Raw genomic sequence first — 12300 nt, 5'->3', positions numbered from 1 at the left:
TCGCATTGGTCGACTGCAAATCGGTACGATCCGCGGCGTTCCTATGCGTGAACCGGAACCAAGCCGCCCTGCAATTCGCACGACGTTAACGGCCCGTTGCGGTAGTGCCAGTGGACCGAGCGTTGGCGAAACCAGATCGACATGGAACCTTTACGGGGAAACCGTCTGACCGAAAGTGTTGGTTTACCATAGGATCCTCGTCGCCGTTGGAAAAAATAAATAAAGGAAACAACCGATGCTATTTACCGCCGACCGTGTGAGAGTGATGACCATACGAATCGTGATGACATACGTCGCAGTTGCGATCTTGGTGGCGTCGATAGGATGTTCGCCTTCGTCAACGGACCCCGCTGCCAAGACCGTTCGCGATACGGCATCGCAAGTTGCTGACGATGTCCGTAGTGAGGCAGAGTTGAAAGCCGAAAGAACGCGCAAGGGAATTGAGATACTGGCCGAACAAACGCGTGAACGCACCGACAAACCGTCTCGGGAACTAGAGCAGATGGCGGACCGCATCGAAGTCGAGGGAGAGGCCTTAGCTGACCAGGTTGAGCGCGACGGGGAACAACTGGCGGATCGAATTGAATCAGAAGCCGACGTCATTGCCGACGAATTCGAAAACGCGCCAACGGTGGCACCGTCAAGCTCGCCCGGTCACTGAATCGCAGTGTTCGGGCGAGCATTTTTTTTAACAGACCGTTACTTGGCCGGGTGAGTCTTTGATAACTTAGGCACCGGATCGCCTTGTTTTTTCTGCATGTGAAATAGCATGATTCGGCTTCCACTAGGTGATGCGAACTGAGTCGGACGCTCCTCGCCCGGGAGTGCGTAGCACAGCGTCCACTTGTCCTTGCCCTCAAACTTTAGAATCCCTGATGCCATCACTGTATCAGGCGTTTCACCGGCAATGCCTTTGCGAGCCGGAGCGTTCTTGGCGATGTTGGTCATCGTGATCTGAATCGGTTGTTTGGATTCATCGAGGGTAAAGACGGCGCGGAACTTCTCTTGTTGGCTACGGTCATAGGTGACGATGGAATTGGTAGTAATCGTCACATAGGTTCCCGCGACTTCTGCGTTCGTCAATTCGCGTCCCTGATTCACGCCGCCGATAATCTCCCATTGTCCTTGAAGCTTCTCGGTGGTTGCGTCGGCGCGATGATCGTCCGCCACCGCTGGCTGGAGCATCAGCACCATTGCAGCGACTGACATTAACTTGAGCTTGGCATTCATCATTGTCTCCTAGTAGGTGTTTCAAGCAAACCTACGTAAAGCAACTCATGTACCAAAGGCAACTGATATATCCGCCGTCCGCAACTCCGAATTCGGAGCTAAGCAATCACGATAGCGTTTCAAGACCACGTAGAGAATTCACGGCGCACATCAACGCAATGATTAGCCGCAAGGGCGTCTTGGAAACTCGCTATGTGTGGCCAGCCAGCAACCATGCCGGGGGCGAAAGCATCAACCGAATCCGCCCCTTGTCCGCCGCCGCTTTACGCTTCACGGTCCCCTTGTTAGTCGCGACAACGCAGCGTGGGGCTGCGAACCGAGTTCGCAACGCTACTCACGCGTGAATGGAGCGTCGGATTCCGGATGTCGCTTCAGTACCAACTGTGCCGAATACGCCAATACGTCGACGGCGATCTCAGCGATAATGGTACGTCCTTTCGCCAACCAAGCGGCAGCGAACGACCAAACCGCGACCCATTCCATCCAAAACAGAAAGTTGTAGGCGTTAAGTTTTTGTTTCCACGGGCTATCCAACAGGAACAAATAGCCCCCCATTGCGAACAGCGTCAAAAGGATCATCACGCCGCTCATCTGATAGATCCAACGGCGTTCTCGTTGGTGTGGTTCGGCCTCACGTTGTGAATCACGAGGGAAGTGATACAGCGAGTAAAACGCGAGTGTTGAAAAGAACACACCGCCGCTAAACGTATGCAGGTAACCGGTCAATGACTTTTGAATCAAGGGGTCGCTGTTGAAGTCCAGCGGAAAAAGTGCCACACCGAGGGCCGAAACGCAACCAAGATTCGCAGTCCAATTTTCGACCCGATCGTAGCCACGATAGCAGAATAAAAAAATGCCGATCGCGAACAGCGTCCCGACAAAGATGTCACGCATCGGGGTATGGTAGTAACTGCTCATATTGTCTTGAAAGGGGACCCCGAACAACCATCCACCTGGCCCCAACATCATCGGCAACAACAGACCACTGACGCCGATCGCTCGTCGAATCGTGATGTAGGACACCACGAGCACGTTAGATTCATTGGGATAATCGGGGATCACGCCAGTTTCCCGTAGGCTTCGCGCACGGTCGCTTCACCGTGCGTTCGTTCCAAACGTCGGATCGCAAAGTGAGCACGTGCGAGATCTTGGTAATGATCGATAAAGTAGCTGTTGATCAGCGCCCCACCGATCGCCCCGATCACGGGAATCGCTTGAGCCGCGATTTTCTCACTGACGACGACGCCAAATCGCTTACCAATCTGAGCCATCAACTTGACAAGTGCGGGCGCGGACGTGTCCGCCACGCCGTTTTTCAAAACGTACTGAGACGCGTCGCGAATCTGTTTCGCCATTGCCGCCCGGACTGCGAAATAACCAATCTCGGTGTCGTCGTCGATGTCCGATTTGTCGCCCGGATCGAGAGCGAACACTTGCAGACACGCCAGCCGAGATTCGACACTTGATAAATCCTCTCCTTCGCTGCGGGCGATGTCAGCGACGCTCCGCAGGATCAGCACCGTCGAGACCGGTAGTTCAGCAGCGATCGTGGCTCCACCCAACGCTCCGCCAGCCGCTCCAGTAATCCCCGCCAACAACTTGTGAGTCAATAGCCGAGGTTTGCCGGTTTTGAGTGCATCATCTCCCAGCGTTCGCAACGCGACATCCAGCGCGACGCGGAGCGACTTGTCAATCGCGGCGTAGAGCGTTTTCTCAGCCGCGTCGGGCAGCATTCTTAGCGAGGCGGTAATCGGAGCGCCCACCAGTTCGGTCAAGCGATCGGCGATCCCATGATGTTCCAGCACCCGCTTGGCCTCGCGAAGCTCGGTCATTGCATCGGCGGTCAACGGGGTATCGATTGGAGCATGGTTTATCAATTTCTACGTTCCCATCTAGCGAAGAGCAACGGCCTTTTGCGAGGCCCACCCATGTAACAAAGTCCTGAATAGACAACATCGGGCCATGGTACCACGTAGCGGAGATCATCAAACGCATGGTTCGCATGGCCAGACCGGCGAACCGCGAGAATTCCTCCGCCACTAACTTAAAACGGGTCCTGAGTTACCGTCGATTAGCGAGGCTTGTTTGTGCGCGTCTGCACTCGCGTGTAAGCGTCCATCGCGGCGGGGCGGGCGTCCTCCCACGTCATGAACTCGGCTCCCCCTTCGTTCTCCCAACGTTGTCGAGCGATCGCTTCACGCGAGGCCCAATCTTCGTTCACGTCGGCGTCATGGGCTTCCCAGCCCGCTTGATAGGCGGGACGATATTGGTCGTATTGATAGGCGTCGTTGTAGTAGGGGCGACGCTGGTGCTCCTCTTCCCAATAAGCCGCCTCCACCGTCGGGTCATACTCTTCGGCAACCGCTTTGCCGGCCAAGCCTCCCGCGAGGGCGCCAACCACCGCTCCGGCCACCGTCCCCACGGGGCCTGCCACCGCACCGGCGGCCGCGCCAGCAGCCGCGCCCCCTAAGGCCGCACCGACACCGGTGCCCACCGGATGCGCGCCCGCTTCGCCGGTGATGGGGTCTTCATTACGCACTTCTTTGCGTGCTTCCTCACGTTTTGTTTTTTCGTCGGACATGACTGTTGTTCCTTGGTATTAAAGGGAGGCAGAAGACGCGAACCGAAGAGCTCGACGATCTGCCTCAGCTAACCGCAGATCAATAGCACGTGTCGTGCCGGATTAGAAAGCGGGGCCGGTATTTGCCCTTTCAGCAAGCCCAACACCACCACTAACCGGTGCCTCGCAATGCGTCCCCAGTGTGAGTCAACATTCCCCGCAATCCCAGCGTCGGTGCTTGGTTACGACTAGCAACCAAGGGATCGAAACGAAGGGGCTCGTCCACACCCCGAACCGCGAGTTGTACAACGCACTTGCCTTCGTCCTCGTTCTCACGGGAGCTGAGTCGTTGCGGGGCTGCGAGATTGGTTACATCCATGCGGTGCAAGTGTCGTCTTGGCATGCCAAAAGACCACCGCGTTCACCGAACCACTGCAAGCTCTTCGCGAGTGACCGTTTCCCAGAAACACAGGGAAGGTCTGGAGCTAATCTTGAGGCCCCACGAACTGAATTCGCCCGTCCCTGATCGTATCAGCGATTCCTTTCGCCTTCGCTTAATGACCGCTCGGCAACCAAGATGGCTGCCAAGCGGTCGAAGCATCCAACGATCCATTAAGAATGCGATACGCATTGGCCATCAGCGATGCGATCCGCATTGGCGGTGAACGCGCATAGCGTTCCCGCGTGCGCGAGGACCGCCACGGGCAAGCGACGGTAGAAACCGTCGGCTAGAGCAGTTCTTTTCTAAGCTCGTCCATCGGTTTAGAGGAGAGCAGGCCTGGGGGAACGTCAAAGACGGTTTTAGCACCGACGTCGCCTCGGTGATTCATCCGATAAGTGGCGCGACCGTAGGCGACCAAAACGCTCGCGGTGAATTCAGGATTACTGTCCAGCGTGAGACGATACTCGATCAATTGACGGTTACCTTCGCCGGTTGGCCCGCTGCGGATGACAAAACCACCATGCGGCATCGCGGTGTGGTCGCGGCGCAGTTCCTCTTCACTGATGAAGTTCACACGGGTGTGGTAATCGGCGAAATAGTTAGGCATGGTCTGGATTTCTTGCGATACCTCCTCCGCAGAGGCCCCCTGCTCGAGCACGACATAGCAGACACGCTCGTGCTTTTCGCGTGTCGAGAGCGTGGGCCGCTCACCGGCTCGCACTCGCGCGATCGCATCCTCCGATGGAACGGTGTACTGGACACCTGCTTTGACCCCCGGGACGCGGCGAATGGCGTCCGAATGTCCTTGGCTTAGACCGCGTCCCCAAAACGTATGCGTATCCCCTTCGGGAAGAATCGCCTCGCCAAAGAGGCGATTGAGGGAAAACAGGCCGGGGTCCCAACCGGCAGCGATCAACGCCGTCTTTCCCGCGGCCTGCGCAGCTGCATCGACGGCCGCGAAATGCTCGGGGATCCTAGCGTGCGTGTCGAAACTATCGATCAGATTAAACTTCGCCGCCAGCTTTGGGGACTGGACGGGCAAATCATCGCGTGAGCCGCCGCACAGAATCAACAGGTCGATCCCGCCGTCACTGGATTCAAGCTCTTCCATTGAATGGACCGGTACCGCGTCGCTAAGCGTGTTTACGGTCGCAGGCGGACGACGCGTAAAGACTCCGACAAGCTGCATGTCAGGGTTCACCGCCAAGGCTCTTTCGACCCCTTGGCCAAGATTTCCATATCCAACGATTCCAACGCGGATTCTTTCGCTCATAACGCTTCAACTGTGTAGAGGGTCGGGTTGATTGCAAACTGAATCCGGGAATGTTACCGAACGAGGACGTCGTGCGCCAGGCCCGTTTTGCGGTGCCGCTAATTTCCCCCGCAGTCCTGATTTCCGATCCACTTCTCAGGCGACGTTGCCACGGAGCGAACGACCGTCATCGTTGAACTACCGGCCAACCCAAATTTGAAAAATCAATTGCCTGCCGCGTTCCATCCAAATTAGCTGCATTCAACGCTTCCGTTGCGGCAACTGCGATTGGTCGTTTGAGTCCGTCATCCGGGGCATCACGTTGTGTACCATCACGTTGCGAACGTTATCGGAGCCCGACTTGTAGGTGATCGGACGTCCGGCTGCGTTGTATTTGATCACGTTGGAGATAGACGATTCTGAGAGCGAGCCCGCGATCAGAATGGTGTGTTGAGCCCGACTCATCACATTGCTAATGAAAATACGATAGGTATCTCCGAGCGGCGCGACGCCGCCCCAGGCGGGATTCGCGTCACCGATTTTAACAGCCGCCTTGGCTCGGCGTCCGGTCGAAGTATCGATCAAGCCGTCCAAGATCACGTCGTGAATTCGTAGGCCGCCCGCGTTAAGAAAACGCACGATGTGATGGCCGCCGGCGGTGTGGCCGCGAACGTTCCGGATGGTGATGTTATAGATGTCGTCTTGGCCGTCGCCGCGGTTATTCGGAGTGCTGACCATGATGTAATCGGGGCTGCCCGCCGCCATTGCATCATTAACGATATTGGTCAGCGCGATCAGATCGTCGCCGGTGTGCCCGGAAATGTTGGCAATGTCGATGTCGTGGCAACCTTGACGCAGGTCGAGTCCATCCTGGTTCAAAAACACTTCGCGTTTGCCGTTAACGACTTTGCTTTCGGTCGCCGAGAACTCGAGATCACGGATGACGCCGTAGGCGCAACGTTCCAGCGAGATGGTCCAGGCGTGGGCGTCTTTGAGAAAGAGATTCTCGATGCGGAAATGGTCCACATAGGCCATCAAAATGCTGATATTCCGCCAATCGCCCGTCTGGCTTTCCCCTTCAACCCCCGCGTCGGTGCCATAGCTACGCACTCCCAAGGTCTTGGCGCTGTCGCCCGTCGATCGAGGGTTGTCGGCCCCTTCGAGAGTTACCCGCCCTTTGCCCACGATCGTGACATTGCGAATGGGTTGAATGTCCGTGATGCCCATGCCGCAGTTGGCGCTGCGGATAATGTTATCGCGGGATTGGTCCGAGAGTTTGAGGTGACAGTTTTCCAACTCCAAATAGGTACCGTCCTGGACCAAAATGGCGGAGTCGAGCAACCAAATGTCGCGGTCACCATCGGCGGCGCGGTTGATCCGGGGGACCACCACGGGTTCACCTGTCGCGGCGGCGGCCTCGATGGCCTGGTTGATGCGTTCTACATCGCTGCCCTGGAAATCATTAGGCGAGACTGCGAAGGCGGCAGCTCCGGGGATCAACGAAAACGAGACCAGGATGGCCGACACGTGGCGATGGACGACGCCCCAAAGGCGGGGACAGGCACTTAAAAACACTCGTGAACTCTGGGATTTCGGGTCTAGATGAATCGATCATTGCATTGCGGACGCCTCGCAGGGGAATACTGTAATCGGAACGCGCGTTAAGCGAAACGTCGTGGTCAGTCGATCGCGCGCTGGTCGATTGGGCAGGCGGCACGGCGCGGTGGTCCCCGAGCGCCGCAGCGATTGTAAAACGAGGTGCCTAGCGATGTGTGCGACAACAAAGCGTCGCATTGCGGAATACACGCGTGTTCGAGACGTTTCGACAGGCCATCTAGTTCGTGGCCGCGATGTAGGTTGCCAGTGTGTTCAGATTTCGGATGAAAGTGGCGCTCGAAATGATCCGTTTAACGTTCGCTTCGGGGTGGCTTTTGAGCTTGCCCGATTCGACCCAGGCGCCACGTGCGTCAAGTTCCGCGACGACACGTGCCGCTTCCGCAGCCAAGGACTCCGTTTGTTTTGGGGGCTTTGGCTGAGAGGGGACCCAAAGTCGATCACGAGGTGTCGATTCAATTTTCTCGAGTTCGCTGCGAATGCGTCCCAGCGATGATTTGACAACGAAACTGTAGTGGGTTGGGACATCAGCATCGGAATACGACAATTCATACGTTTGTGTCATGTACAGCGGACGATTGGTCTTCAGTTCGTAGAATCTTGCTAAACGCCCATCCTTTCGCAGACACGTTTCGTAATACGTCAGCGCCGTTTTGACGGCCTCTCGATATCGCTCGTCTGCCGAGCGGCGATAGAGTAGCAGCAGTGTTCGCATGACCTGTTGAGACTCGCCGCCGGTGATTGCGGGCGGCTCAAATTTGCGAGCCCATGAGGGCTGCATTTGTGGGTTGTACTGTTGAGCCCAACCGGGTTGAGGTAAAGGCATTTGCGCGAGCAATAGAAAGTCGCCTCCCCGGATTGCCGCGTTGAAATAACGGGCGTCATGATAGAGATCAAAGGCTTCCAACAGGGTAGTGATTAGATCTGCGATCGTGCCGTCATTGAGTGTGTAATAGCGATCGTACGGTTGCTTGACATAGGTCTTTGACCAAGTTGTGGGGTACGATGCTTTTAGGACGGGATTGGGAGCACCCGTGGGAATGGAATCGTAACGCTGAGGCCACGCTCCGTTGGGATACTGGCTTTGGAGCACGCCATCGAGGGCATACAATACGGCATCGTGAATCGCAGCATCGCTTTGTCCGGTGGCAATATCCAACCGCATCAAAAAGCGAATCACCGATTGAGTTTTATCGTCATCGAACGTCGTCGTGTTGCGTCGCTTCGTGCCATCAACCGAATCGGACCGGTACGCGTATCGTTCCCGATCGTCCGACGCAAACTCGATTTGTTCGCCCCAACCCCCGGAGACGAGTTGGCCGCGGAGCAGTGCGGTTGCAGTCTCCATCGCGGCGTCCAACAGTAGTGGATCCGATGTCAAGCGATAGGCTTCGAGGTAGGCATTGCCGACACTCGGCGTGGCGGGCGGCTCGATCCACGCGGTTGTGTTGCCCACCTTCACTTCTCCTTCGCGCAGCGAAAGATCTTCGCTGATGCGGAATACATATCCGCCGTGAGTCGACGCATGGGTGCGAAAGAACTCAACGCAGCGATGGAGTGCCTTGACGGCGTTTTCGCGGCCCAACGGTTCCTCCGCATGGCCAGCAGCGACAGTCAAGGCACACCACAAAAAGAGTACGGTGCGAACGGGCTTTAGATAATGAACCAATTTCATCAGGGATGCCTGCCTATGAACCGTGCCGATTTTGGGAATAAGGGATGCGCCGCCGGTTCGTCTGGAATCAACGCCACCGCTTAACGCCCCCTCCTTACCCCCATTTTGCCCCAAACTCCTCCCGCGTGCTACGCGAGACACCCACCATCCGAGTGTATCTCCACCCGAATGCATCTAGCCGGGGGGGCTAAATGAAAACTGCGAATGGGAGTGCACGCCCGCTCAAAATAGCCGTCGGCCTGTTTCGGGCATGTAGCAGCGGGCATGCGTCAAGGAAAAACGTGCATCACAGCGGCCAAATTCAACGCATAAACGCTGCACAACGAGTTCGAACTGGTTAAACTGGTCAAGTCCTTGGCCCCACTTTTGACATCCTCAACTTCGACTTCCGGGGTGCCACGGCCGGCAATCCCTCATCTCGGCCCCCGCAAGGCTCGGTGCATCCCCCGTTGGGGGATAGATGCCTCGTGTTTGAGCTCCGAATTCCAACACGCATGCAACCGCCTGTTAGCTGCGACGGACGCCGTTGATGACGATTCGTCCTTCAAACTCCCTTCATACTTTCCCACGAAACAACTGATGACTAATTCGACGTCTCGATCCCCATCACCGCATCCACGGCTCAGGTCGCAGCGACCGCTAGGTGCCGTTCTTGTTGCACTGGTCTGTGCTGCGTTTGTTTCTTCCAACGCGGTTGCCCAACAAACGCCTGGAAAGTCGAAGGAAGCGGCAGCGAACGCCACCAAGCCAGCAGAAGCCAAGCCAACCCCCGCTGGCAACACAGCCACTCCGATCGACCGTATTACCGCGGCCGACGGATTTAAAGTCGAGTTGCTCTACTCCGTCCCCTCTGAAGAGCAAGGATCGTGGGTGAATTTGTGTACCGACAACCAAGGCCGGCTGATCGTGAGCGATCAATTCGGTGGTTTGTATCGCATCACGCCTCCGGAAGAGGGTGAGACACTCAAACCGGCAGACGTAGAAAAGGTTCCTGCCGATATTCGTGCGGTCAACGGGATGGTCTGGGCTTTCGGCGCCCTCTATGTCGGGGTCAACGACTACGAAAGCAAGATTCCCTCGGGCCTGTACCGGATCACTGACAGCAACGGGGACGACCAACTCAACCATGTGGAATTGCTTCGCCAAGTCGATTCGAAAGGCGATCATGGAGTCCACGCCGTGGTACCCACTCCGGATGGTCAGGCGCTGTACCTGATCACCGGCAACAACACGTCGCCACCGGAACTGGCGGCAAATTCGCCCGTGCCTCAAATTTGGGGCGAAGACCATCTTCTGCCGAGCATGCCGGATGGACGAGGGCACAATCGTGGCGTACTAGCGCCCGGAGGGATCGTCTATCGCGTGACCCCCGACGGCAAATCATTCGAGGCGTATGCTTCCGGCTTCCGTAATATTTTTGACGCGTCGGTCAATCGCGATGGAGAATTGTTCACCTATGACGCGGACATGGAATACGACTTCAATACACCGTGGTACCGTCCGACTCGGATTTGTCACGTTACCAGCGGAGCGGAGTTTGGATGGCGAAATGGTGCAGGAAAACGGATGCCGTTCTATGCCGACAACCTGCCGGGCGTGCTCGATATCGGTCCCGGTTCCCCCACGGGAACCACGTTTGGTTACGGCGCCAAATTCCCCGCGAAATATCAAGAGGCACTGTTCGCACTCGATTGGAGTTGGGGAAAGTTGTACGCCGTCCATCTTGAACCAAACGGTTCTTCCTACACCGCAACCAAAGAGGAATTTCTAACCGGAGCTCCGCTGCCCATCACCGATGCGATCATCCGTCCTCAAGACGGGGCCATGTATTTCACAATCGGTGGTCGCCGGGTTCAATCCGGCTTGTACCGTGTGACGTACGTCGGCAACGAATCGACGGAGCTCGTCCAGCCGAAGGCCGAGGAAAACAAAGCCAGAGCCACTCGCCAGAAATTGGAAGCGTTCCACGGCAAACAAGATCCCGAAGCGATCCGCGTTGCCTGGCCTTACCTTTCCGATCGCGATCGGTTCATCCGTTTCGCAGCACGCACCGCGATCGAGCATCAACCGATCGAAACTTGGGCCGACAAGGCGTTGACGGAATCGGATCCAGCGAAGCAAGTGGAAGCATTGTTGGCACTTGCCCGCGTTGCTGGTGTTGATCCGCTGCACCGAACCGAGAACACGCCTGAAGTAGACACCGCGATGCGAGACAAGTTGCTCGAAGCGGTAATCGCGATCGATCCTTCGAGCCTTGAATCAACCCAACCTTTGACGCTTCAACGTGCTACGCAGATCACATTGAGTCGAATGGGACGTCCCGAACAAGAATTGGTCGACAAGCTGATCGCTCGTTTCGACCCACTTTTTCCTGCCGAAACGGCTGAGATGAATTGGTTGTTGTGCGAAACATTGGCATGGTTGCAATCTCCCACCGTTGCCGAAAAGGCGATGCGTTTGATCGCGGAGGCACCAACGCAAGAAGAACAGATGCAGTACGCACGTTCGATTCGGCTATTGACCGCGGGCTGGACTCCCGAATTGCACGAAGCCTATTTCGAGTGGTTTTTGAAGGCGGCCAACTACAAGGGCGGAGCGAGTTTTGACAAGTTTATCGAGTTCATTCGAACAGATGCCGTGGCTTCGCTGAGCGACGCTGAAAAGGAATCGATGGCGGAGTTGTTGGCCAAGAAACCGGTCAAGAAGTCGGCACTCGAGAATTTGGGTGAAGTCTTTAAGGGGCGAAAGGCCACCGAGTGGACGCTTGAGGAACTCTCTCAGGCGGCTCGCACCGGATTGAAAAACCGCGATTTCGCGAACGGACGCAAAATGTTCGCCGCGAGCGGTTGTTACGCCTGTCATCGTTTCGGCGACCAAGGCGGGATGACGGGGCCCGATTTGACGTCGGCCGGAGGCCGTTACTCGCCCCACGATTTGCTCGATCAAGTCATTAACCCGAGCAAAGTGATCAACGAACAATTTTCCTCGATCAAAGTATTGACCGAAGACGGCGTTGTGCACACCGGCGTGGTTGTCAATCTGAGCGGCGATACGATGATGATCAACACCGACCTGACCGATCCAAATCAACAAGTCAGGTTGAATCGCAATGAGATCGAAGAACTCGAGGTGTCGGATATCTCGGCCATGCCCACGGGACTTTTCAATCCCATGACGCAAGAAGAGATTCTTGACTTGATCGCCTTTTTGATCAGCGGCGGCAACCCAAAGCACGCCTTCTTCAACTAGGAATGCGAACAAGCTTTCGAGGCTGCCGCTCACCTGCGTTGGCAGCCTCCCGCATACCATCAAGGCTCCATCGGTTGTCCGCCGATGGAGCCTTTCTTTTTCCAAACCGAGCGTCCCCGGATAACGCCACCGTCGATCGTGATCGTAAATGGCTGGGCAACACGGGACGAATCGGATTGCATGGAACCATCAAGGTGCCAAAGCCACTCCGGTCGTGACGCGTAGTGCCCTTGGTTTGGGCGGGGGCGTTTCGGCAGGTCGGGACGACGAAGAGGCAA

Annotated in this window: 9 protein-coding genes; 2 read left to right on the top strand and 7 right to left on the bottom strand. The window is 56.4% G+C overall.

What is annotated here, in order from left to right; all coding sequences use genetic code 11:
- The first annotated feature begins 283 nt into the window (after nucleotides 1-283).
- Nucleotides 284-661, top strand: a complete 378-nt coding sequence (locus Pla52o_RS06820) for a hypothetical protein (protein ID WP_146593846.1) — start codon at nucleotides 284-286, stop codon at nucleotides 659-661.
- Between the two features lie 38 nt (nucleotides 662-699).
- On the opposite strand, the gene Pla52o_RS06815 is transcribed toward Pla52o_RS06820, so the two are convergent.
- The 7 genes from Pla52o_RS06815 to Pla52o_RS06780 all read right to left on the bottom strand — a co-directional run bounded on the left by Pla52o_RS06815 (nucleotide 700) and on the right by Pla52o_RS06780 (nucleotide 8773).
- Nucleotides 700-1230: a TIGR03067 domain-containing protein gene (locus Pla52o_RS06815; RefSeq protein WP_197169056.1), complete on the bottom strand. Its 531-nt coding sequence runs from the start codon at nucleotides 1228-1230 to the stop codon at nucleotides 700-702.
- Nucleotides 1231-1560: 330 nt separating this feature from the next.
- Nucleotides 1561-2292: a hypothetical protein gene (locus Pla52o_RS06805; protein WP_146593843.1), complete on the bottom strand. Its 732-nt coding sequence runs from the start codon at nucleotides 2290-2292 to the stop codon at nucleotides 1561-1563.
- Nucleotides 2289-3062 (bottom strand): EcsC family protein, encoded by a 774-nt coding sequence (locus tag Pla52o_RS06800; RefSeq protein WP_146594121.1) that lies wholly within the window; start codon nucleotides 3060-3062, stop codon nucleotides 2289-2291. Before Pla52o_RS06800 ends, Pla52o_RS06805 begins: the two co-directional genes overlap by 4 nt.
- A gap of 239 nt (nucleotides 3063-3301) precedes the next feature.
- Nucleotides 3302-3811, bottom strand: coding sequence for a hypothetical protein (locus Pla52o_RS06795; protein WP_146593842.1), 510 nt, complete (start codon nucleotides 3809-3811; stop codon nucleotides 3302-3304).
- A 707-nt stretch (nucleotides 3812-4518) separates the two neighbouring features.
- Nucleotides 4519-5505: a diaminopimelate dehydrogenase gene (locus Pla52o_RS06790; RefSeq protein ID WP_146593841.1), complete on the bottom strand. Its 987-nt coding sequence runs from the start codon at nucleotides 5503-5505 to the stop codon at nucleotides 4519-4521.
- 240 nt (nucleotides 5506-5745) lie between these two features.
- On the bottom strand, nucleotides 5746-7059 hold the full coding sequence (locus Pla52o_RS06785) for a hypothetical protein (RefSeq protein ID WP_146593840.1): 1314 nt from the start codon (nucleotides 7057-7059) through the stop codon (nucleotides 5746-5748).
- 259 nt (nucleotides 7060-7318) lie between these two features.
- Nucleotides 7319-8773 carry a pectate lyase gene (locus tag Pla52o_RS06780; RefSeq protein ID WP_197169054.1) on the bottom strand — a complete coding sequence of 485 codons (1455 nt, stop codon included), beginning with the start codon at nucleotides 8771-8773 and terminating at the stop codon, nucleotides 7319-7321.
- A gap of 579 nt (nucleotides 8774-9352) precedes the next feature.
- On the opposite strand from Pla52o_RS06780, the gene Pla52o_RS06775 reads away from it, so the two are divergent.
- Nucleotides 9353-12022 carry a c-type cytochrome gene (locus tag Pla52o_RS06775; RefSeq protein WP_231612146.1) on the top strand — a complete coding sequence of 890 codons (2670 nt, stop codon included), beginning with the start codon at nucleotides 9353-9355 and terminating at the stop codon, nucleotides 12020-12022.
- Nucleotides 12023-12300: the final 278 nt, after the last annotated feature.

It is taken from the genome of Novipirellula galeiformis, assembly GCF_007860095.1.
Lineage (GTDB): Bacteria > Planctomycetota > Planctomycetia > Pirellulales > Pirellulaceae > Novipirellula > Novipirellula galeiformis.
Note: the sequence above shows the minus strand (reverse complement) of the source record. Positions and strands in the feature narration are given on the sequence as shown.